We start from the raw sequence: 23655 nt of genomic DNA on the forward strand, positions 1-23655 counted from the left end.
AAAATACATAATAGCACTATTTTTCGGAATTCGCTTTTGTAGCCTCTTTTTCTTTTTTCTTAAAATAACCTCTCAATAAAAAGCTACTTTGTGCTGCCTTAAGATCTTCATCCAATTTCTCCGAACTGCTTTCTAGATTCTTGATGGTGTTTTTCAAATTAGCTCCTGATTCTTCATCATGCAATAAAACTCCAATAGTCGAATTGGGATTACTGCTGGCTTTTTTGAGATTGTCCATAATTGCATTGGCAGTTGTGGTCATTTTTTGTAATTCTGAAACTGATTTCTTAATTGAATTAAAAACTATTGTATCGGTTACCAGATCATTGGCAAGAGACCCTTTTTTATTTAATTTCGCACTATAATCATTAAGTGAACCTATTAATTTGTCTGCTTTTTTCGAAGCTTCATTAAGTGACAGGGCTACTGCATTAATATTATCATATAATCCATTATCGTTCAATAATTTCCCAACAGTTCCTTCATTCATAGTCAACTTATGACTAATCGTTTTAAAATCCGTAGTTATCGCTAGAAGGTTATCATTGTTTTTTTGCAAGGTATTCATCAAATTTTCTGTAGAATACGTACTACCAACACGCAAAGTATCTCCGTCTCTTACTGGGTCGGAATTTTCAGTGCCACCGTAGATAACAACAACTTTATTCCCAATAAGTCCATCCGTACCTATTTTAGTTTTAGCATTTCTAAGGATAAATTGTTGTGCTTTGGTTTCAATAGCCAAAGTCACCAAAACCTTTCTGTTTTTATTAAGCTCAATACTTCTTACCTTTCCGATTTTCACCCCAGAAAACCACACATTGGCTCCCGTTTGCAATCCATTCACCTCATCAAAAACAGAAACCAGTTCCATTTTTTTCTTAAACGTTTCGTGAAGATTACCCACCATAAGAATACCTCCTAATAGAAATATCATTCCTATAAAAATAAATAGACCTACATATATAGAATGTTTACTTGATGATTCGCTCATATCCTAAAGTGTAAAATTATAAGAGAAAAATTTTTTTATTTGTTCCTCATCGGTTTTAAAAACCTCATCAAATGTTCCTATTTTCACAAACGATCCATCTATCAGCATGGCAATTCGTTCACAAGTATTTTTTGCACAAGTAAGATCATGTGTTATGATGATAGAACTTGTTTTATATCGTTGTTGTACATCGACAATAAGAGCATTAATTTCTGCACACGTTATAGGATCCAATCCTGATGTAGGTTCATCATACAACATTATTTCCGGTTTTAAGATTAGTGTTCGGGCAATACCCAATCGCTTTTGTTGCCCTCCTGAAAGCTCTGCCGGATTCCGCTCTATTTTATCAATTAAACCTACTGCATCCAGTGCTTCTTCTACAGCATCATCTACTTGTTTTTTGCTGAGGTTTTTCACGTTCATAGTCAACGGAAACGATAAATTTGCATATACACTCATACTGTCATACAAAGCGCTATTTTGAAACGAAAATCCCATACGCAATCGCAATTCGTCCAATTCTTTTTGCTTTAACTTACCCAACTGTTTTCCAAGCATTGTTACATTTCCTTTGTCTGGTTTTAATAAGCCTGCTAAAATTTTTATCAAAACTGATTTACCCGAACCGGATCTACCCAGCACCGCTAAATTTTCACCTTTTTGAACAGTTAGGTCAATGCCCTTTAATACCTCAAGTTCATCAAAAGATTTATACAATCCTTCAATTTTTATAACAGTATCTGCTGTATTAGCGAATTGACCTTTATCATTTTCCATACTAAGCTACTATTCATTTTTTATCAAACCCGAATGATTGCAAGCGGGCTAAACAGTACTATATTGCCACTCCTCTATTCTTGGAATTATGGCGGTTTTTATATTTAATAATATCTAATCCAATTGACAATTTGTACAATAATTAACTCCTCCAGGAAAATAAGGAACATAGCAAGTATTACCGCTTGATTCGTTGCCTTACCAACTCCTCGGGTTCCATGTGATGCAAAAAAACCTTTGTAACAACTAATTATTCCAATGGTAAATCCATATACCAATGATTTTGTAATTGATGAGAAAATATCCAAAAAAGAAATATTTGAAAAAGCATTATGGTAAAACACTTGCATACTTGTTGCCTCTTCGGTAGAAACATTATAATAAGACCCAATTAGTCCTACAAAACTGCAATAAAAGGAAAGTATGGGAATAGAAATGGTTGTAGCAACAACTCTGGTAACCACAAGATATTTAAACGGATTAATGGCTGATACTTCCATTGCATCAATCTGCTCTGTTACTTTCATAGAGCCTAATTCTGCACTAATACTGGAACCAACTTTTCCTGCACAAATTAACGAAGTTACTAATGGCCCCAAAGCCCTCACAATAGCAATCCCCATTAATGAAGGCAACCAAGATACTGCACCAAAACTTTCTAATGAAGGCCGAGATTGTTTGGTAAAAACGACACCAACAATAAAACCAGTCATTGTTATTAACGAAAGTGACTTTAATCCGATTTCGAAACACTGATTAGTAATTTCGCGGAAATGAAAAGGGAGAGTAAAAACTTCTTTAAAAAAACGACGAGTAAACCGATAGCCGTTATAAACGCCCTCAAAATAAGAATCGATTTCTTTTGAAAACAAATATTTTTTGGCACCAAAACTATCCATTTTTTTCGCTTTTTATATTTAGTTTCTAGTCCGTTATTTTCCCTGTTCCCACAAAGAAAGTATTATTTACTAATACAAACGGTTAAGAAATCTTTATAAATTTACAAAAAAAGCTACATAACTTACACCTATCTAGCAATTTACTTTAAAAAACTAATTTGATGTAAATAAGAGTATAAAATGGATTTTATAGTTCATACCAAAATAACATTGCAGATTATAGAAGTATTTAATCTACATCTTGAGTTTCCTCAATTTCATTACCTTTTCGACCAATTTTAACTTTTGGATTGTCTTTATTTCCAGTTACTGTTAGCGGAATTCCAATAATTCCCAACGGCGGTAAACCTAATCTCATTTTTATATTTAGTTTACCATCCAGGCTAGTTGTTCCTTCTATTCTTGGTCTGAAACCTGCAAATTTAAATTTAAATCTTTCAATGGTTATGATATTATTTTTTACCGTTGTCTTGATATCTACTTTAGAAAGTTCAGGATTTTTAAGCGCCTCACGGTCTGTAGTTTTACTCACCGCATTAAACATTTTCATTCCTTTTATTTTTACATCTTTTATAGACAATACACCTCCTCCTATCAAAGAAGGATAAACCGGTTGCATTTGCTGATTAAGCCTTCCTTTTATTTTATAATCTAATGAAACAATACCCTCTGCATTTTCTGCTGCACTGGCCATTTCTTTAAACATTTTTACTTCTTTGTAAGCCCTTTTTATATCAAAATCCTGGGCTTGTATTTCGTATTCAAAAACTGCTTTTTTAAGAGTTAGTCCTTGATAAGCGGCATTCATGTTTACTGCACAACCTATAAGATTGAATCCTGTATTTTGCATTAACATTTTTCCGTTTTTCATTTTTACAGCACCTTTTCCGTCTTGCAAAACAAGTCCTTGATAATTTATTTTGTGTGCTGTAGCATAAAATTGTAAATCAAAATTTGACGGTATAAGAATTACTCCTGTTTCCTGAGTAGTGGGTTGTGGCTTACTATTTGGGGTAGCAGTTGGCTTAGTAACCGGAACGCTAGTTGTACTAGACATGAACTCATCTACGTTGATGTATTTTGAATTTAAAGTAAATGATCCTCTTAAGGCTCCATTTTTAGGAGACATAAAATTGAAAACATTTTGCAAATAACCATTCATTTTAAAATCAGACTCGCCATAAGTAGCCAGGAATGTTTTGAAAGACATTTTATCCTGATTGAATTTAAAGATTCCTTCTTTTATAAGTAATGATTTTGGCAGATACTCAGTAGCAACTTTTATATTTCTAAGCTCTAAAGTTCCTTTATTTTTCAGCTTACTGTAGTTTCCTTTTTCAGCATAACTTTGAATTCCCTTCAATTGCAAATCTGCTTTAATAGAACCATCTACATCTAATCCTTTTTGAGAAAAAACTCTGTAGATTTTACTAATGTTCAATGTTCCTTTTGCTTTGATATCATACATCAAATCATCAAAATTTTTCAAATTAGCTTGCACTAAAAATGGTTCTCCTTCAAAGGTAAATGCTGCTGGTTTCAATACTACCGAAAGCCCATCATACGTCCCTTTTTGATTGTTTATATTAGAAACAATATTAATATCAGTTATCGCATTTGGATAATATGGTGTTTTTACAAATCCATTCTTTAAATCTAAAGTTCCATTTGCATTTGGAAAAAGTCTCTTTTTGGGATCGTATTTTCCTTTAGCTTTTAAATCGCTAACTAGCATTCCTTTAAACTCAATATCTGAAACTCCAAGTGCGCGATTAAATTTCTCCAAATCAATTTGAGAGTTAAGAACCATATCAATATCAGGAGTTGTCAATCCATTCATTTTCAATTTGGTCTTAAGGTAATTTTTCTCAATATTCAAAGATACATTTCTGGCATCGACCAATAAACGTTCAGGATTTAATGATGGTACTTTTGTAGCCATATCAACATTTAAATTCGATATTGGAAAAGCACTTTTTTTATAATTTATAAATCCATTTTTTAATTTAAAATCCAAATTCAAATCTGGTGCTAAATTTTGGGATGCAATGTATTTCCCTTTAAGGGTAAGCAACAAATCAATACTTCCTTTTAATTCCGTATCATTAAGCCAAGTTATATATTTAGGAGGAAAAGCGGTAAAGAGATCATTCAGATTACTTCTGTCTGATTTTATTTTAAAATCGATGTCATATCCATCTTTTAAAAAATCAAATTTACCGGTGAAATCAACCAGCAATTTATTAATCAACAAGTCATTTTGTTCAAAAACAAATGATAATGAATTAGTGTTTATTTTAGTTATCAAATCCCCGTTTACTTTTTTATTCATCAAGTAAGGTTCATTTTCATAAATGATATTTAGTTTTTCGATTTTTGCTTTCGAGTGCAATGCAAATATTGCTTTGCTCAAATCCCCATTCCCTAAATAATTGAATCCGATTGCATCTATATGAATATTGGTAGACTGGTCATCATAAATGATTTTACTGTTATTGATTTCAATCTCTTCTAATTTTAATCCTGTCTCTTTTTTTTCTTCTTTTGGAGCAGTTTCCTTCTCGGCGATATAGACATTATAATTGGCTTCTCCTTTTTTGTTGACTTTTACATTAATCAATGAATTAGACAGGAAAATTTGATCAATATTTATAGTGTTTCCAAAAATAAGACTGCTTAGATTGATTCCAAAAGCAATCTCATCTGCACTAACTAATTTTTCGTTTTGAAAAGGTGCCGATCCGTTAAGATTAAAATTATTTAAAGTCAACGTTAGCGAAGGGAAATGAGTAAAAAAGGAAACTTTGGCCTCCGAATAATTGAGTTCTCCATTTAATCTTTCGTTAGCTGTTTTTTTGACTTGCTCCTCTATTTTATCAGAGAAAATAAGAGGTGTAATAAACATAAGTGCCAATAAAACCACAATCGTTATACCTGTGTATTTAAAAAATTTTAAAATGATGGTTTTATAATTGATTGAAGCCATTATGTTTTGATATAAATTAAATAAAATGAAACTTGATAATAGAAATATATATTGCTTATGGAATATTAACCATGTACGGTTTCATTTTTTCCATAGTTTACAATAATCGAGGTTTCGAACTCGATCCATTCTTTCCAACGTTTATCTACGTCAAAATTGTCTGTATACTTTTTCGCAAATCCTAGGAAAGTAGTATAATGTCCCGCTTCTGAAATCATAAGATCTCTATAAAATTTAGCTAATTCCGGGTCTTTTATATTTTCGGATAACACTTTAAATCGCTCACAGCTTCTAGCTTCTATCATTGCCGAAAACAACAATCGATCAACCAAAGCATCTTTACGGCTGCCGTCTTTTTTCATGAATTTGAAAAGCTCATTAACATAGTGATCTTTGCGTTCCCTACCCAATGTCAACCCTCTACTCTTTATCAAATTATGTACCAATTGCAAATGATCTAACTCTTCCTTTGCAATTACCAATAGTTCCGTTACTAATTCCTCCAACTCAGAATTGTAAGTAATAAGACTAATTGCGTTCGAAGCTGCTTTTTGTTCACACCAAGCGTGATCTGTCAATATTTCTTCAATATTGGTTTCTACTATATTTACCCAACGAGGGTCGGTAGCTAATTTTAATCCAAGCATAACAGATGATTTTATTTGGTCATGCAAAATTAGTGTTTTCTCATGGATTTTCTATCCAAATGATGCTTTTACCGTCCAAATTGTATTATTTTGCACTATTATCTTAATTAACATGAATAAAATTCAAAAGCTTTTAATAATTGGTTTCGTATGGCCAGAACCAAATTCTTCTGCCGCAGGTGGTAGAATGCTACAGTTGATTTCTCTTTTTAAAAATCAAGGCTTTGAAATCACCTTTGCGAGTCCTGCCCAAGACAGTGATTTTATGATTGATTTAAAAGAATGGGGAGTTGAAAAAGAATCTATTGCTTTGAATTGTTCTAGTTTTGATATTTATATAAAGGAATTAAATCCCTCTGTAGTTTTATTTGATCGGTTCATGATGGAAGAACAATTCGGGTGGCGTGTTATCGAAAATTGTCCTAATGCTTTACGGGTTTTAGACACCGAAGATTTGCATTGTTTACGATTAGCCCGTCAAAAAGCTTTTAAAGAAAACAGACCATTTAGCACTTCTGACTTACTTGTTCAAGATGTAGCCAAAAGAGAAATCGCCAGTATTTTGAGATGTGATTTATCCTTAATGATTTCTGAATTTGAAATGGACTTATTGAATACTGTTTTTAAAATAGATAGTAGTTTATTGCATTATTTACCTTTTTTATTAGAACCCATTTCATCCGCAACTTTTGAGAAACTCTCAACATTTGAGGAAAGAAAAGATTTTATTTTTATTGGTAATTTTCTTCATGAACCCAATTGGAATGCCATTCAATATTTAAAAGAAACTATTTGGCCTCTACTAAGAAAACAATTACCTGATGCCAATTTGCATATTTATGGAGCATATCCTTCGCAAAAAGTAATGCAATTGCATCAGCCTAAAAATGGATTTCACATTATGGGGCGTGCGATTAATGCGCAGGAAGTAGTACAGAATGCCCGAGTAGTTTTGGCTCCTTTACGATTCGGAGCAGGGATAAAAGGAAAGCTGATTGAAGCCATGCAATGCGGAACTCCAAGTGTTACAACAAGTATTGGCGCAGAATCTATGCATGGTAATTTACCTTGGAATGGATTTGTAACTGATGATGCACATGAATTCACAAAAGCTGCCGTACAATTGTATCAAGACAAAGAGCTTTGGAAAGTTGCACAACAAAACGGAATTGCCATTATTAATCATCGTTATTCTAAAGAGTTGTTTAAAGATAACTTCATTTCTAGAATCTTATTTTTACTTGCAAATTTGCAGCAACACCGTTTAAATAATTTCATGGGTTCTTTGCTGCAACATCACACTTTGAATAGTACAAAATACATGTCGAGATGGATTGAAGCTAAGAATAAAAATTAAGCTTCTGCCCTACCAAAACCTACAGTTTCGCGATAGAGTTGTGGAGAAACATCTGCATTGGTTTTAAAAAAACGACTAAAATAATGCTCGTCATCATACCCTAACTCATAGGCAATTTCTTTTATCGTTTTATTAGTCAAATACAATTCTCTTTTGGCTTCTATAATAATTCTTTCTGCAATAAGATCAGTCAAGGTTTTGTTGAAATAGGTCTTGGCTATTTTAGCCAAAGCTTTGGGTGATATATTTAGTAAGCTTGCATAATTTCCCGCTGAATGTTTTGTTTTAAAGTTATCCTCAATAGCCGTTTTTAGGTTTTGAAGAATAAACGGTTCTTTTGCATCTGGAATTGACTCAATTTTCTCTTGTTGTTCCGCTTTTAATCGTGAAGCGGTTATTAGAAATATTTTTAGATAGGAGATTAATAATTCATATTGTGCCAATGCTGCATTTTGCACTTCTTCTTTTATTTGATTTATAACCATATTAAACGTTTCTGCTGCTTTTTCATCAATTAACGTAAATGGCGGTTGATAAATATTATTAAACAAAACACCATTACAAGAAACCTCTTTTTGATGCATGTGAATACAATAAAAATCAGGATGAAAATGAATTGCCACACCTTGAATTTTTCCTTCTACACAAAGCATAAATGGCTGATATGGCGAAAAGGCTAACAATGAATTTTCTTCAAAACTATGTTCGGCAAAGTCCGCTTTTACCTTTCCACTGCCTTTGGTTACCCATATCAGAGAATAATAATTATTGCGTTGCAAATGATCATAATGACTGTTATCATCAAAATAAAACAATTTGAATGCCAGATTTCCGTTTTGCGGATTGATTAAGGTAAAAACATTTTGAGAATCCATGCGATGAGCTTCTGATTTAAAAAGCTCTAAGCCTATCAAAACTTAGAGCCTTTGTGTCCTTTAAAAATTATAATTTACGATCGGTTTCATTGATCTGCAGATCATTGATACTGGCAAATCTTTTTTGCATATAGCCATTTTCATCAAATTCCCATAGTTCATTGCCATAACTGCGAAACCACTGCCCAGAATGATCCTGCCATTCATATTCAAATCGAACCGCCATTCTGTTTTCACGAAAACCCCATAATTCTTTTTTAAGTTTGTAGTTTCGTTCTTTTTCCCATTTTCGAGTCAAAAATTGTTTTACTTCTTCTCTCCCGTTAATGAATTCCGTTCGGTTTCTCCATTCCGTATCAATAGTGTAAGCAAGTGCAACTTTTTCAGGATCTTTAGTATTCCATGCATCTTCTGCAGCTTGTACTTTTAGAAGTGCGGTTTCCATTGTAAATGGTGGTAAAGGATGTCTCTGTGTTTCCATATTCTTTTTTTTATGCTAAAGATAGTTATCAAAATAATCATAACTATCTTTAGTATATATTATTTTACTTATTAATTTCTAATTCTAAGCTAGGTACTTTTGGAAAATCAATTTCGGTATTTGCAGTATTATTGAAATAGTTCGTTAGAATATTCAAAGCCACATGTGCAACAATTTCACCGATTTCTCCATCTGAAAATCCAGCGTTTTTAACAGCATTTACATCCTCGTCATTTACCAATCCGTTTTTGTTTACCAACGTTTTTGCAAATTGTAGAGCAACAGTTGTTTTTGAGTCTGATGCATTTCCTGTTCTAGCAGCTTGCAAAACTGATTTATCAATTTTGGCTAAATTTTCTCCTATAAAGGTATGTGCTGCCAAACAATAACCGCATGAATTACTTTCTGAAATAGACAAAGCAAGTAACTCGCCTGTTTTCGCACCAAGTGTACCGTGACTTAATGCACCACTAAAATTCAGATAACCTTCTAATACTGCTGGAGAGTTTCCCATCGTTCTCATCATGTTAGGAACTGAACCTAATTTGCCTTGCACAGCGTTGAATAACTCTTTAGTTTTTCCTGTTACTTCTTCTGGTGATAATGCTTTTAATCGTGTCATCTTTTTGGTTTTTATGTTATGTCTTATTGACAATACAAAGATGCGACGATAGATTTTTTAGGAACATGGAGAATTCACGCTACGTGATGGATTATTTTCCTGGCGTTATTTTTACAAAACAAAAAACCCGACTACTTAACGTAATCGGGTATGTTTACATGAATCTGCAAAACTTATTTTAACAGACCTTGAATGTCTTGAACAGTTGTTAAATGATAACCTGGTTTTGCTTTATTAAAGATCTGCCTTGCCCAAACTTTTCCTTCGGGTGTTTTTACCATTTCTTTATAAAGTGTCGCTAACGATCCTGTTCTACTGGTTGCAATCATGAATTGTTCTATTGCAGGATATGCCACAGTATAGTGATGACGAATTGCAGGCACAAACCATTGGCGTTTGATCACGAAGTTCCCACCTTTTGTAAAGTTAAACTCAGCATCAATTTCAGCCATTTCCTTTATGGTAATATCTTCTGGAAGATAATCTATAAAATGCTGTTTCTCATTTGTAGACTTTATTTTCTGACTCAATCCTTTTACACCTGTTTTTCTCCAGCTTTTCTGAATACTGTCTATTACATTAAAATCTTCTGAAATAACAGATGTAATATTTGATGGTATTCCTGGTTTGTAGATCCATTCCTCAGCTTTTATTTTATCAGCTAGAGCTTTATCATTTTTTATCAGGTTTTCGTTCAGATAGCTTACAAAATCTTCTGTTGTAATGGATTGAAAAGCATGAGCATCAAAATAATTCTTAATGAACACATCAAACTTAGCACGCCCAACCGCCTGTTCAATTACCTTTAAGAAATCATACCCTTTCACATACGGAATTTCGTTTATTGCATCATCTGGGTTTTTCCCTGTTGTATTTACTTTCAAACGGGTATCCGGGTTTGTATTTCCAAATTCTGCTATATTATCGTTCAAAACTTTACGACTTAAAACACCTTGCATTTTTGCTTCTTTCTCACCAAAAATAGCTTCGCCAATACGATGTTCAACGTAAGTTGTAAACCCTTCATTCAACCATATATCATCCCAAGTAGCATTGGTAACTAAATTTCCGCTCCAGCTATGACCTAATTCATGTGCTAATAAACTAGTCAACGAACGGTCTCCTGCAATTACTCCAGGAGTAAGGAATGTTAGATTTGGATTTTCCATACCTCCATAAGGAAAACTTGGCGGAAGAACCAGTACGTCATATCTTCCCCAACGGTAAGGGCCATATAATTTTTCTGCTTCATTAACCATTTTACCCAATTCGGCAAATTCCCAAGCTGATTTTTCAAGTAAAGATGGCTCAGCATAAACACCGGTACGATCATCTATAGCTTTAAATTTAATATCTCCAACAGCAATCGCCATTAAATATGAAGGAATCGCTTTGTCTTGTTTGAAAGTATAAACTCCTGTGTCGTTTTTTTGTTGCGGATTAACTGCACTCATTACTGCCATTAAATCTTTAGGAACAGTAACTTTCGCAGAATATGTAAATCGAATTCCTGGAGAATCTTGACACGGAATCCAAGTACGTGACCATATACTCTCTCCTTGTGAAAAAAGAAATGGCTTCTTCTTATCTGCAGTTTGTTGTGGTGTCAACCATTGCAATGCAACAGCATCTTTGGTTGTATTGTAATAAATATTGACTTTAGTAGTATTAGGTTCAATCGTGATATGAAGTGGTTTTCCGTGAAATTTAACTTCTGTACCTAATTCAAATTTTGTTTCTTTTTCATCATCACCCAAAGTAACTTTGGTAATGTTTAGTGTGTTTTCATCAAAAATAATTTCGTTGCCTTTACTAACATTGTCAATAGTCCATGATGCTTTCCCAGAAATAGATTGTGTATCAAAATCAACTTTAATATCAAGATCTAAATGTTTGGCAACAGCCAGATTTGGCTTAGAAAAGGAATGCTCGTCTTTAACGAATGTGGTTTTTTCGGAATTATCTTTTTTCTGACAAGCCAAAGCAGCAAAAAAGATTGTTAATAGTACTATTTTTCTCATTTTATAAAATACTTATTTTAAGACTGTAAATTAAATAAAAAAATCCCGTTTTTGATATTCAAAAAACGGGATTTGTAAATATAAAAATAAATCTATTACGCCAGCATAGTAACTGGATTTTCGATGTATTGTTTTAATGTTTGTAAAAATTGTGCACCTGTTGCTCCATCAATTGTTCTGTGATCACAAGCTAAAGATAGCATCATAGTGTTTCCTACTACAATCTGTCCATTTTTCACTACTGGCTTTTCAACAATAGCTCCTACAGACAAAATAGCTGAATTTGGTTGGTTGATGATAGAATTAAATTCAGTTATACCAAACATTCCAAGATTAGAAACTGTAAAAGTACTTCCTTCCATTTCTGTAGGTAATAATTTTTTGTTTTTAGCTCTTCCTGCCAAATCTCTAACACTTGCACCTATTTGAGATAAACTCATAGCATCTGTAAATCTCAAAACTGGAACTACTAATCCGTCTTCAACTGCCACAGCTACTCCTATATTTACATGGTGATTGATGATAATTGCATCCTCTCTCCATTGTGAATTGATTTTCGGGTGTTTTTTCAATGCTAATGCACAAGCTTTGATTACCATATCGTTAAAAGATACTTTAGTATCCGGAACGCTATTGATAACTGCTCTCGATTGCATAGCCTCATCCATTGTTACTTCTATTACAAGGTTGTAATGTGGTGCTGTAAACAATGATTCAGCCAAACGCTTCGCAATGATTTTACGCATTTGCGAATTTTTGATTTCTTCTGTAAAAACTTCTCCTGCCGGTACAAATACTTTTGGAGCTTCTGTTTTTACAGCTTCTGGAGCTTTAGCCTCTGTCGCAACTGGAGCAGCAGTAGTTGCTGGTGTGAAGTTTTCGATATCGCTTTTCACGATACGACCGTTTTCACCTGTTCCTTTTACTTGTGCTAATTGAATTCCTTTGTCACTAGCTATTTTTTTTGCTAAAGGTGATGCCAAAATTCTTTTCCCGTCAGTTACGGCTTCAACTGCTTCTACAGAATTATCAGATGAAGTAGCTTTAACTTCTTCTTTTTCTACTGTAGCTGTTGGAGCTGCTCCACCAACTTTATAATTTTCTGCGATTCCGCTAACATCTGTTCCTGCAGGTCCTATGATAGCTAAAAGACTATCTACAGGAGCTGTATTTCCTTCTTGAATTCCAATGAACAATAAAGTTCCTTCATTGAAAGATTCGAATTCCATTGTAGCTTTATCAGTTTCGATTTCAGCAAGAATATCTCCTTCGCTTACTTTATCTCCTACTTTTTTCAACCAAGTGGCTACAGTTCCTTCGGTCATAGTATCACTCAAACGAGGCATTGTTACTACGACTACTCCTTTTGGCAAAGCTGCCGCCTGAGTTGGTGCTACTACTTCTGCTACTTTTTCTTCAACCGGAGCTGGTGTTGATTCTGCTGCAACTGGTGCTGCTGAACCTCCAGAAATCAAAGCAGAAACATCTTCTCCTTCTTTTCCTATAATTGCTAATAAAGAATCTACCGGTGCAGTTTCTCCTTCTGGTATTCCAATATATAAAAGTGTTCCTTCATTGAAGGATTCAAATTCCATTGTTGCTTTGTCGGTTTCAATTTCCGCTAAGATATCTCCTTCGCTTACTTTGTCTCCTACTTTTTTAAGCCAAGCTGCTACCGTTCCTTCTGTCATAGTATCGCTCAAGCGAGGCATTGTTACAATTGTTGCCATAATTGATTTATAATTTATGAGGTGTGAATGGATAGTTTTCTTGCTCGTACACTACGTCGTATAATTGTTGAGTTTCTGGGTAAGGAGATTCTTCAGCAAATTGAGCGCATTCTTCTACTAAATCTTTTACTCTTTGATCAATTATCTCAATTTCTTCTTGTGTAGCGAATTTTTGATCTAAAATCACGTCTAAAACTTGAGTGATTGGATCTATCTTTTTATATTCTTCAACCTCTTCTTTAGAGCGGTATAATTGTGCATCAGACATAGAGTGTCCTCTGTAACGGTACGTTTTCATTTCAAGAAAAGTTGGTCCGTCACCTCGTCTTGCTCTGTCTATTGCTTCTGTCATAGCTTCGGCAACTTTTACAGGATTCATTCCGTCTACTGGTCCGCAAGGCATTTCATATCCTAAACCAAGTTTCCAAATATCAGTGTGATTTGCTGTTCTTTCTACAGAAGTTCCCATAGCATAACCATTGTTTTCTACTATAAAAACTACTGGAAGTTTCCACAACATGGCCATATTAAAAGCTTCATGTAAAGAACCTTGACGTGCAGCACCATCTCCAAAATAAGTCATAGTTACACCACCTGTACCATTGTATTTGTCACCAAATGCCAAACCAGCTCCAAGTGGAATTTGACCTCCTACAATCCCGTGACCTCCATAAAAGCGGTGCTCTTTTGAGAAAATATGCATTGATCCACCCATTCCTTTTGATGTTCCAGTTGCTTTTCCTAAAAGTTCTGCCATTACTCGTCTAGGATCTACTCCCATACCAATTGGCTGAACGTGATTTCTATAGGCAGTAATCATTTTGTCTTTTGTCAAATCCATAGCGTGTAAAGCACCCGCTAATACAGCTTCTTGACCATTATATAAGTGTAGGAAACCTCTAACTTTTTGTTGAATGTATAATGCCGCGAGTTTGTCTTCAAACTTTCTCCAAAGTAACATGTCTTCATACCACTTCAAATACACCTCTTTTGTAACTTCTTTCATCTGAATTATTTTCTTTTGCTTAAGTGTTATTGTATTATCAATTATGACCTAGTAACGCAAAATAGTCTCCTCACCACAAATTTGCGCCCCGAAGGGGTCGGGATGCAAAAATAAGACATTCCTACTTAGAACTAAAATTTATAACGTAATTTTTAAAGTAATTTTTTTTCAAATATAAAAGGAAGCAGGTTTCTAAGTGAAGCCGATTTATGAATTGCACCTATTTCTCCCATAAAATAAATTTCAATAGGAGTTTCTTGTCTAGTTTCATATTCAGCTATTGATTGTCTGCATGATCCACACGGAGGAACCGGAGTATCTGTACAACTATTGTCAGAAGCAGCTGTAATAGCAATTTTCAAGATTTTTGCTTCTGGATAAATAGCTCCAGCCTGAAAAATAGCGACACGTTCTGCGCACAATCCTGATGGATATGCAGCATTTTCTTGATTTGATCCTAGAACAACTTCTCCATTATCTAAAAGAATTGCAGCTCCAACTCTAAATTTCGAATATGGCGCATAAGCACTTTTTCTAACCTCTATTGCTTTTTCCATCAGATTTTGGACATCCTCTGGCAATTCTTGAATAGTCTCAAAAACTGTTAATTGCGAAGTGATTACTATATCTTTCATTAATTATATATTATTTTTTAAAAACGTTATTGAACAAAATAGAACTTTACAATAGCTTCTACCTTTTTTCTCTTCCTAATCATTAGTTAATTAAAAACAAAAAAATCCAATTTCAAAAAATGAAACTTGGATTTTCGTTGTATGTAAAATTTAAGAAACTTTAATAATTTTCGTATTTTTCTCCAAAGTTAAACGTCAAAGAAAAGCGCAAAGTATTTTCTAGTGGATTTTGTACTTTAGACGCAGAGAATAAGTAAGAAACATCTATTTTAACAGAGCTATATTTAAATCCTGCCCCAAGAGAGAAAAACTCCCTTGCTCCTTTATTAGGGTTTTCATAAAAATATCCTGCACGAAATGAAAATGCATCTTGATACACATATTCAGACCCTAAAGAGTAAGTAACCTCTTTTAATTCTTCACTAAATCCTCCTGGCGCATCTGTAAATGATTGAAACATTCCCGAAAACCATCCAATAGATTTATAATCGTCTCTATTTTTTTGTTCTTCATCAGAATCAATTATACCATTCCCATTTAAATCAGTTGGATCTTGCGGAGTAGGAACCATTAATTTAGTTACTTCCAAATTCACGGCAACCTTATTATATTCGTCTAATATAAAATCAAATCCCCCACCTAATCTCATATTAGCAGGCAAAAAGTTATTATTTATATCATCGTTATCATAACTCATTTTAGGCCCCATGTTCTGGAAGTTAAATCCAGCTCTCCATCTACCATTAAAGTCTGCATAAGCAATTTCTTCAGATTGATAAAATCCAGCGATATCTACTGCAAAACTGCTTGCCGAAGAGGCGTCATTATTTTCTGTAGCTACTTTCAGGTTCGAATTTATATAACGACCAGCAACAGCCATTGAGAACACATCACTTAATTTCAAAGAATATGATAAATCAAAAGCAAACTCGTTTGGAGAAACTACCAAAAAGTCATTCGGGTCAGGATTTTGTCTTAATTCAATATCCCCTAACCCAAAATAACGAAAACTTGCACCAAAAGCACTTCGTTCATCGTACCTATTATAATATGTTATTTGTCCTAAAGAAATATCATTTGCTAAATCAGTCAAATATGGGGTATAACTCAAAGAGAAACCTTGCTTATCAGTTGAAAAAGCATACTTTGCGGGATTCCATTGCTGAGAAAAAGCATCTGCAGAAGAAGCAACACCATTGTCACCCATACCCGCAGCCTTAGCATCTGCAGCAACCATTAGAAAAGGAACCGCAGTAGTTATTGTATTCTCCTGGGCAATGGCGCAATTAAAGGCAAATAAAATTGCAATAAATAGGACAGTTTTTTTCATTATCAAAAATAATTAATTTGCAGTAAATATACTATATTATTAAAGAATTACAAGTTTTTCAAATTTTTCAACTCTCTTATTAGATAGCGTTGATTTTACCTTAAGTTTATAAACATAAACTCCCTTTCCTAATTTATTACCAAAATCATCTCTAGTATTCCAAGAAATTTCTCTTGACAAAAAACCCGGTGTAGTAATGGTCTGATTTTTAGTCCAAACTACTTTTCCGGTTATTGTTAAAACCTGAACCTGAACTTCCAAAGGTTCATTTGGTTTATTATGAGAAAACCAAAACTCTGTATAATTAACGCACGGATTTGGATAATTCAATACGTTCGACAGTGTTATATCTTCATTTCCAACAACTAAAAACTGAATTTCTTTTGTTGTTGGATTATTATACACATCCCAAACTGTCAAAGTTAATGTATGCAAACCTACTTTAAGGTTTCGAAGCGGAAATCGCAAACTCCCTTTAGTAAAATCATCCAACTCCGTTTGATAATAATCATTTAATATATAAGGATTACTTACATCACCATCCAAAATTGCAACAATATCATGCCCGATACCTCCAGCAGTATTAATACCACTTTCATCATGCATAAAGGCAAGAATAAAGGGCGACTCATTTGTTATTCCTCCAGAGACAAATGTCTGATCGTTCATATATAACTCTACTTTTGGACTTATATTGTCCTCAGCAGCATTTTCATTGATCCCCCCAACCATTATAGACGAATTATATCCCGTTACATCCTCAAGAGCCTCTCCTTTTTTAGCATAAAAACTTAATTTCCCTTTATCCAACGGAATACGTATATCTTTAGGAACTATAAAACTATATTCAAATTGACCATTTGTAACGGATGCATTTCCTCTAAAAATAGCTTCACCTAATACACTAAAACTCATTGGCGGGCTAAATCCATCATTATTTAAAGTAGTTTTAGTCATCATTTTATCAAACATAACCGTAGACAAAACACCATTGAAATTAGTCATCGGAACATCATTCTCATCAGTTACTTGTCCAGTGATTTTCATTTTAGCCAATGATTTAAAATCAGGTATTACTTGATTGATCGGAATATCATTAACTTTAGTAAGTGTCACTTTTGGTTTTGGAATTGCCAATTTCAAAGCAGGATCACCCAAATAGAGCACAACATTCGTTGCTGAATTTGGATTGAAATTTTTAGAAACTCTCAATGCCTCAGCTATAGATACATATTTATTTGAACCATAAGACAGAAGATTTTCTGTAAATAAATCATTAAAATTCTCAGCACTAAACTGTCCTATAGAACGTATGGTTGTAACCAGAGAAATAGCTCCACCTTTTGGATTCCAATAAATATATTCTCCTGCAGTTGGGCGTGATGGATTATCAAAACGAGAAAACTCACAAGTAATAGTTATAAATAAAGGGTATTTGAATTGATTACTCACATTTTGACTATCCGCTTTATCCCATATTCGTTCACTAGACAATCCATCCTCTCCGCCATGTCCTAAATAATTAAAAACTAAAGCTCCTTTTTCGAATTCGTTATAGAAATCCGATTTAGCTTTAGGATATCGTTCTCCACCAGAGGAAGCTTCTTGAGTGTAGGAATCCAGAAATATTTTAGACACATTCAAAAATGGTTTTTGAAGAGTAATCTGATCTGCCATTGCATTTTGTCTTGATTGCAAAGAAGCATCTGATGCTTTATCCGAATCATCAGCAAGTGACATATAATTATTTCTCCAATTTCCATATGATTGCTTATCATAATATTCGACTACTTTATTAACCATTTCATCTGCCTGAATTGTATTGCTAACCAACATTCGACCAACCGCAATATCTATACCTCCAAAAAAAGACACAATATTTCCTTCTGAATCATCCATTAATCCATAAAAATCATCGGACGCAAAAGAATCTTCACCCATAGTATTACTTTTTAAAGACTCATATATAGGTACAATGTTTGAGTTATTTACAATTCTATTTTTATAGTCATATGAAGCATCTCCAAAAAGATTGACAAATTGTACTCTTCTATCAGGGGCAGATGCATTATCATACACATATTTTATACAGTTTCGTATAGCGGAAATATCTTGTTTGCCAGACGAAAACTCTTGATAGATATTTTCCAAAGTCAATACCTTCACATTCAAATTAGAATTTTTCCGATGAAAATTGGCCAACTTTTCGGCCTGTGTTTTTAAAAATTCTGGAGTTACAATTATATAATCTACATCTTGAAACTGACCTTGAGCATTTCTAAAAACTGTACCTTTAATATTTGTGTTAGAAATTTTTGCTTTAGATTCTTTTAAAGGTGTATAATAATCTTGAGAATCAATAGCTATATATTTTTTCAGTTCCCCAAGGTTAGCTTTGAATGAAAAAATACTTTGGTTTGCATTTTCTGCTTTAGTAACATTATAAATATCCGTAATATCCCACACTTGAGAAATCGTAGATGCATTAGAAACAGAGTAATTAACAATCCCTAAACTCGAATTTGATAAATCATATTGAAATCGGAATTGTTTCCCGTATCCCTGAAGCTTACTTTTGGCAATCAATCGAATATAATCAAGATAACCTTTAGATCCCGGAACGCCATTATTATTGTAGGTCAATCTTATTTTTATGTTTTGCGAACCTGCAAACGTTGTGTTATCCGGCAGAAACCCCGAAGTATATTGTATTTCTGAGTTCGTATTTAAAGATGGAAACGAAACGGTACCCAAATCACTACCATTTGTCAAAATTTTAAAAGAGGTAGGTGTATAGGCTGCCGAAGCCAATCCTACATTAATTTTTACTGGAACTGTCGCATCTATATTAGGAAAATCAAAAGAAAATTCTTGATCTTGGGAAACATCAAAAACTTCACCAAACCATTGTCTACCCAAATGAGCAATATTTACAAGATCAACCTCATGAAATCGATAATCATCAAAAGTTGACAAATTTAAAGTAGCTCCTCCTGAAGGTTGAAGCATATCAGGAATTCTTTTACCATCACCCCCTTGCACAGTAATATAGTAGTATGATTTAGAATCGTATAAATTTAAATTTGTTTGACTCTCATCATTCCAATTATCAACACCCTCTCCATAAAATAGAATATAATCATCCGCATTAAAAGCACCATCATTTTCTCCTTGCACCTGAATGGCGTTTTCAGTTAAATCAAAAGGATAATTTATACTATTAGAAAGCGGAAGCATCCTTCCACCATTACCATAAATTTTTATTTTCCTAGGATCAACTCCATTTAAATTAAGACCGAGATCCTGTAAAAAACTTTTGGAAATTTTATAAACTCCTGATTTTTCGATATAAAATCGAAACCATTCACCTGAAGCTAAAACAGAATTACTCACGGAAGAACTCCTTTTATTAGCAACAGATTTTCTGGTAGACCCAAAATTTAGATTATATGAAAACGATTTAACCCTTTTATACCCATTGTTATCCTTAATAATTGGAGCTATTTTTAAAAATGTCTGCCTTAAATTTCTAGAATCAATAGAGTATACTAAAGCATTTACGGCGTTAGGAATATTCAGAATCTTTAAATCACCTAAGTCAGCAATCGAAATACTCTCATAAATCAAATTTGAAATTTGCAAATTACTTTCATCAAAAACAGTAGGATTAGCAAGATTTAAATTATACGAAATAGACTCTAGATTGGAATCATAATAATAGCTAGAGCCCTTAAAATGAGGGATATGTTTTACATGATTACCAAAAACCATTTCAGAATTAGTATTCCATTCTATTACAACATCTCCTTTTGCTTGTGAAAAAGCAACTAAGGGCAACAAAATGATAAAGGAAAAAAAAAGATTTCTCATGAAAACAATTAACTAAATATGCTTGGAATAATTGTTAAAAGTAAATAAAAAATATCAATAATCATTTTTGTTAACCTCATAATCATGAAATATTAAATTCCTTTTTTTGTTGTTTTGTGTAATAAAAAATATAATTTTGCGTTTAGAAATAATCAAAAAGAAACATTAAAATAAGTTGTAAATTGGTTTTGTGTATTAATACTTAATTACTACATTGCGCCACCTAAATTAATCATCACCTACTAGAAAACATGAAAGTAATTAAAAGCATAGCCTTAAAAACGATGTTAGCCCTAACATTAGTCGTGGGTTTAGCAAGCTGTAGCAAAAAATCTAAATCCGACAGCACCTCAAGAGGAACTGGGTGGAATGTAAGTAGTGCAAAAGGCGGTTTCAAAAATGCATCAAGCCACAAAGAACAAGAAACAGGACCAGGATTGGTTTTTATCGAAGGAGGAACCTTTACTAAAGGATTAATCCAAGATGACGTAATGCACGATTGGAACAATGTACCAAACCAACAACATGTAATGTCATTTTACATGGATGAAACTGAAGTTACCAACTTAATGTATCTTGAATATTTAGAATGGTTGAAAAAAGTATACCCTCCAACAGAAGAAAACTACAAAAACATCTATGAAGGAGCTTCACCAGACACATTAGTTTGGAGAAACAGATTGGGTTATAATGAAACTATGACAAACAATTACTTAAGACATCCTGCTTATGCAAACTACCCTGTAGTTGGTGTAAACTGGGTTCAAGCAGTTGAGTTTAGCAGATGGAGAACTGAACGTGTAAACGAAGCTATCCTAGAAAAAAATGGTTATTTAAAGAAAAACGCTAAATCATTAGATGTTTCTGCAGAAAGCAATTTTAGTACAGAAACATATTTAGCTGCACCAACACTTACTTACGGTGGTAACGAAGAAATCGTTTTAAAAGCAAAAGGAGCTAGAAAAGGTCCTAAACCTGATAAAAACGGTAAAGTTGTTGAAGAAAAAAATGTATACGCGCAAAGATCAACTGGTATCCTTTTACCAGAATACAGACTACCTACAGAGTCTGAGTGGGAATATGCAGCTGCTGCAGATGTTGGACAAAGAGAGTACAATATCTATAAAGGTCAAAAGAAATATCCTTGGTCTGGAAGTTATACACGTTCTGGAAAAAGATCTAACAAAGGATTCCAATTGGCTAACTTCAAGCAAGGAAATGGAGATTACGGTGGAATTGCTGGATGGTCTGATGACGGAGCTGACATTACTAATGAAGTAAAAAAATACCCTGCTAATGATTTTGGTTTATATGACATGGCTGGAAACGTAGCAGAATGGGTTGCTGATGTATACAGACCTATTGTAGATGTTGAAACAAATGACTTTAACTACTTCAGAGGTAACGTTTACACTAAAAACAAAATTGGAAAAGACGGAAAACTTGATGTTATCACAAGCCAAAATATAGTATATGATACTTTAAGCAATGGTAAATTAGTAGCTAAAAGATTAGCTGGTGAAATTGCTCAAGTTCCAGTTGACGATAACGAAACTTATTTAAGACAAAATTTCAGCACTAGCGACAACATCAACTACAGAGATGGTGACAAGCAATCTACTAAATTCTATAAATTTGGTGGAGCTGACGCTGACAAAGGTAAAATGACTGAAAAAGAAGCCATGTATAATGCTCCAAAGCACAATGTAAAAATTGACAGCTTAGGAAATATGGAAAGAAAATATGACAAGTCATCTAAAAGAACTACTTTAATTAATGATGCTGTTAGAGTATACAAAGGAGGATCTTGGAGAGACAGAGCTTATTGGTTAGACCCAGCTCAAAGAAGATTCTTCCCTCAAGATATGGCAACTGATTACATCGGATTCAGATGTGCAATGTCTAGAGTGGGTTCAAAATCTAATTCAAAAAAATCACCTAGAAATTAATATTTATAAAAATCTATCTAAAAGCCCTTTAATTAGGGCTTTTATTTTTTAAACTATATAATATGGATATCGAATACATTCATAATCTGTTTTTAAAATGCAATTCTATTTCAATTGACACACGTAAGATTGAGTCCAATTCACTTTTTGTAGCTATTAAAGGTGAAAACTTTGACGCCAATACATTCGCAAAAGAAGCATTAGAAAAAGGAGCTTCCTATGTTATAATTGACAATGCCGATTTTTTTATAGACAATAGAACCATTTTAGTCAAAAATAGTTTAGAGACCTTACAAGAACTAGCAAAGTTTCACAGAGCCTATTTAAAATTACCCATAATCGCTCTAACTGGTAGCAACGGAAAGACAACAACTAAAGAACTTATTCATGTTGTACTTTCTAAAAAATTCAACACAAAAGCTACTGTTGGAAATTTAAACAACCACATCGGCGTACCTCTAACTTTGTTATCTTTTAATTCCGAAACAGAGATTGGTATTGTAGAAATGGGAGCGAATCATAAAAAAGAAATTGAATTTCTATGTGAATTAGCAAAGCCAGACTATGGATATATAACCAATTTTGGCAAAGCCCATTTAGAAGGTTTTGGCGGAGTCCAAGGAGTTATTGAAGGTAAAAGCGAAATGTATGCTTATTTATCTAAAAATGATAAATTATGCTTTATAAATCTCGAAGATCCAATTCAAGTTGAAAAAGCAAAAACTTTAAAATCTTATTCTTTTGGCATAAACAAAGAAAGCGCCAATCTCAATATTAAATCTATAGAGGCAAATCCTTTTGTCACAATTAATTATTCAAATATTGTAATTTCATCACATTTAATTGGCCTATACAACTCCAACAATATAAATGCTGCAATTACTATTGGAAAGTATTTTGGAGTTGATGATAAAGCTATAAAAGAAGCTTTAGAAAGTTATATTCCCGAAAATAACCGCTCACAATTATTAACAAAAGGCACAAACCAAATTATTCTAGATGCCTATAATGCAAACCCTAGCAGCATGGCTGTGGCAATTGAAAATTTTGCACAGTTAGACAAACCTAATAAAATTGCTATTCTTGGCGACATGTTTGAGTTAGGAACTGAGAGCTTAGAGGAACATAAAAACATCATTTATTTACTTTCAAAAGAGGAAAAGACTGTTTGTTATTTTATCGGAAAAGATTTTTATCATAATAAAATAGAGAAAAACAATTTCCATTTTTATGAAAGCTTCGATCAATTTTCGGAAATCTTAAAACAAAAAAGCTTTGAAGATAAAATGATACTTATAAAAGGCTCCAGAGGAATGGCTCTAGAGAGAACATTAAACTTTATTTCATAAAATACAAAACAACGCCTTCAGTATCCCTAAAGGCGTTGTAATTTTTAAGTGGTTTATATTTTCTTTATTTAATGTTTATGATAAAAAAATTAAAACCACACATAAACAATGTAAGCAATTTTGC

The 23655-nt window shown here is 33.3% G+C and carries 17 protein-coding genes; 3 read left to right on the forward strand and 14 right to left on the reverse strand.

What is annotated here, in order from left to right:
- Positions 1-16: 16 nt before the first annotated feature.
- The 5 genes from OZP08_RS00570 to OZP08_RS00590 form a co-directional block, all read right to left on the reverse strand.
- The gene (locus OZP08_RS00570; RefSeq protein ID WP_268847809.1) at positions 17-994 is read right to left on the reverse strand and encodes an MlaD family protein; all 978 of its coding nucleotides are present in this window, start codon (positions 992-994) and stop codon (positions 17-19) included.
- Between the two features lie 3 nt (positions 995-997).
- A complete protein-coding gene (locus OZP08_RS00575; protein ID WP_281322728.1) occupies positions 998-1774 on the reverse strand; it encodes an ABC transporter ATP-binding protein in 777 nt (258 codons plus the stop codon).
- A gap of 104 nt (positions 1775-1878) precedes the next feature.
- Positions 1879-2673 carry an MlaE family ABC transporter permease gene (locus OZP08_RS00580; protein WP_281322729.1) on the reverse strand — a complete coding sequence of 265 codons (795 nt, stop codon included), beginning with the start codon at positions 2671-2673 and terminating at the stop codon, positions 1879-1881.
- A 229-nt stretch (positions 2674-2902) separates the two neighbouring features.
- Complete coding sequence (locus OZP08_RS00585; protein WP_281322730.1) at positions 2903-5659, reverse strand: AsmA family protein; 2757 nt, start codon at positions 5657-5659, stop codon at positions 2903-2905.
- A gap of 65 nt (positions 5660-5724) precedes the next feature.
- Complete coding sequence (locus OZP08_RS00590) at positions 5725-6306, reverse strand: MiaE family protein (protein WP_268847816.1); 582 nt, start codon at positions 6304-6306, stop codon at positions 5725-5727.
- Between the two features lie 112 nt (positions 6307-6418).
- Between OZP08_RS00590 and OZP08_RS00595 the strand changes: the two genes are divergently transcribed.
- The gene (locus OZP08_RS00595) at positions 6419-7663 is read left to right on the forward strand and encodes a glycosyltransferase (protein ID WP_281322731.1); all 1245 of its coding nucleotides are present in this window, start codon (positions 6419-6421) and stop codon (positions 7661-7663) included.
- Here the strand turns inward: OZP08_RS00595 and OZP08_RS00600 are convergent.
- The 9 genes from OZP08_RS00600 to porU form a co-directional block, all read right to left on the reverse strand.
- A complete protein-coding gene (locus OZP08_RS00600; RefSeq protein ID WP_268847817.1) occupies positions 7660-8538 on the reverse strand; it encodes a helix-turn-helix domain-containing protein in 879 nt (292 codons plus the stop codon). The two genes, OZP08_RS00595 and OZP08_RS00600, sit on opposite strands and share 4 nt — an antisense overlap.
- Before the next feature lie 67 nt (positions 8539-8605).
- Positions 8606-9019 carry a nuclear transport factor 2 family protein gene (locus tag OZP08_RS00605; RefSeq protein ID WP_268847818.1) on the reverse strand — a complete coding sequence of 138 codons (414 nt, stop codon included), beginning with the start codon at positions 9017-9019 and terminating at the stop codon, positions 8606-8608.
- 64 nt (positions 9020-9083) lie between these two features.
- Positions 9084-9641, reverse strand: coding sequence for a carboxymuconolactone decarboxylase family protein (locus OZP08_RS00610; protein ID WP_268847819.1), 558 nt, complete (start codon positions 9639-9641; stop codon positions 9084-9086).
- A gap of 173 nt (positions 9642-9814) precedes the next feature.
- Positions 9815-11662 carry a hydrolase/aminopeptidase gene (locus OZP08_RS00615; RefSeq protein ID WP_268847820.1) on the reverse strand — a complete coding sequence of 616 codons (1848 nt, stop codon included), beginning with the start codon at positions 11660-11662 and terminating at the stop codon, positions 9815-9817.
- 95 nt (positions 11663-11757) lie between these two features.
- Complete coding sequence (locus OZP08_RS00620; RefSeq protein ID WP_281322732.1) at positions 11758-13392, reverse strand: dihydrolipoamide acetyltransferase family protein; 1635 nt, start codon at positions 13390-13392, stop codon at positions 11758-11760.
- Positions 13393-13399: 7 nt separating this feature from the next.
- Complete coding sequence (gene pdhA, locus OZP08_RS00625) at positions 13400-14398, reverse strand: pyruvate dehydrogenase (acetyl-transferring) E1 component subunit alpha (RefSeq protein ID WP_268847821.1); 999 nt, start codon at positions 14396-14398, stop codon at positions 13400-13402.
- 152 nt (positions 14399-14550) lie between these two features.
- The gene (cdd, locus tag OZP08_RS00630; protein ID WP_281322733.1) at positions 14551-15033 is read right to left on the reverse strand and encodes a cytidine deaminase; all 483 of its coding nucleotides are present in this window, start codon (positions 15031-15033) and stop codon (positions 14551-14553) included.
- 160 nt (positions 15034-15193) lie between these two features.
- Entirely contained in the window at positions 15194-16363 is a 1170-nt protein-coding gene (gene porV / locus OZP08_RS00635) for a type IX secretion system outer membrane channel protein PorV (RefSeq protein WP_268847822.1), read from the reverse strand.
- Positions 16364-16402: 39 nt separating this feature from the next.
- Positions 16403-20233, reverse strand: a complete 3831-nt coding sequence (gene porU / locus OZP08_RS00640) for a type IX secretion system sortase PorU (protein WP_281322734.1) — start codon at positions 20231-20233, stop codon at positions 16403-16405.
- Positions 20234-20484: 251 nt separating this feature from the next.
- Between porU and gldJ the strand changes: the two genes are divergently transcribed.
- Positions 20485-22182, forward strand: coding sequence for a gliding motility lipoprotein GldJ (gene gldJ, locus OZP08_RS00645; RefSeq protein WP_281322735.1), 1698 nt, complete (start codon positions 20485-20487; stop codon positions 22180-22182).
- A 62-nt stretch (positions 22183-22244) separates the two neighbouring features.
- Positions 22245-23531: a UDP-N-acetylmuramoyl-tripeptide--D-alanyl-D-alanine ligase gene (locus OZP08_RS00650; RefSeq protein ID WP_268847824.1), complete on the forward strand. Its 1287-nt coding sequence runs from the start codon at positions 22245-22247 to the stop codon at positions 23529-23531.
- The last annotated feature ends 124 nt before the right edge of the window (positions 23532-23655 follow it).

It is taken from the genome of Flavobacterium aestivum, assembly GCF_026870175.2.
Classification (GTDB): Bacteria; Bacteroidota; Bacteroidia; order Flavobacteriales; family Flavobacteriaceae; genus Flavobacterium; species Flavobacterium aestivum.

What these genes read in the sequence shown, in the direction of transcription:
- OZP08_RS00600 (WP_268847817.1), bottom strand. Translation starts at nt 8,538, where the DNA reads ATGGATTCTCAAAATGTTTTTACCTTAATCAATCCGCAAAACGGAAAT.
- OZP08_RS00615 (WP_268847820.1), bottom strand. Translation starts at nt 11,662, where the DNA reads ATGAGAAAAATAGTACTATTAACAATCTTTTTTGCTGCTTTGGCTTGT.
- OZP08_RS00575 (WP_281322728.1), bottom strand. Translation starts at nt 1,774, where the DNA reads ATGGAAAATGATAAAGGTCAATTCGCTAATACAGCAGATACTGTTATA.
- OZP08_RS00585 (WP_281322730.1), bottom strand. Translation starts at nt 5,659, where the DNA reads ATGGCTTCAATCAATTATAAAACCATCATTTTAAAATTTTTTAAATAC.
- cdd (WP_281322733.1), bottom strand. Translation starts at nt 15,033, where the DNA reads ATGAAAGATATAGTAATCACTTCGCAATTAACAGTTTTTGAGACTATT.
- OZP08_RS00590 (WP_268847816.1), bottom strand. Translation starts at nt 6,306, where the DNA reads ATGCTTGGATTAAAATTAGCTACCGACCCTCGTTGGGTAAATATAGTA.
- gldJ (WP_281322735.1), top strand. Translation starts at nt 20,485, where the DNA reads ATGAAAGTAATTAAAAGCATAGCCTTAAAAACGATGTTAGCCCTAACA.
- OZP08_RS00580 (WP_281322729.1), bottom strand. Translation starts at nt 2,673, where the DNA reads ATGGATAGTTTTGGTGCCAAAAAATATTTGTTTTCAAAAGAAATCGAT.
- OZP08_RS00570 (WP_268847809.1), bottom strand. Translation starts at nt 994, where the DNA reads ATGAGCGAATCATCAAGTAAACATTCTATATATGTAGGTCTATTTATT.
- porV (WP_268847822.1), bottom strand. Translation starts at nt 16,363, where the DNA reads ATGAAAAAAACTGTCCTATTTATTGCAATTTTATTTGCCTTTAATTGC.
- OZP08_RS00650 (WP_268847824.1), top strand. Translation starts at nt 22,245, where the DNA reads ATGGATATCGAATACATTCATAATCTGTTTTTAAAATGCAATTCTATT.
- OZP08_RS00610 (WP_268847819.1), bottom strand. Translation starts at nt 9,641, where the DNA reads ATGACACGATTAAAAGCATTATCACCAGAAGAAGTAACAGGAAAAACT.
- OZP08_RS00605 (WP_268847818.1), bottom strand. Translation starts at nt 9,019, where the DNA reads ATGGAAACACAGAGACATCCTTTACCACCATTTACAATGGAAACCGCA.
- porU (WP_281322734.1), bottom strand. Translation starts at nt 20,233, where the DNA reads ATGAGAAATCTTTTTTTTTCCTTTATCATTTTGTTGCCCTTAGTTGCT.
- OZP08_RS00595 (WP_281322731.1), top strand. Translation starts at nt 6,419, where the DNA reads ATGAATAAAATTCAAAAGCTTTTAATAATTGGTTTCGTATGGCCAGAA.
- OZP08_RS00620 (WP_281322732.1), bottom strand. Translation starts at nt 13,392, where the DNA reads ATGGCAACAATTGTAACAATGCCTCGCTTGAGCGATACTATGACAGAA.
- pdhA (WP_268847821.1), bottom strand. Translation starts at nt 14,398, where the DNA reads ATGAAAGAAGTTACAAAAGAGGTGTATTTGAAGTGGTATGAAGACATG.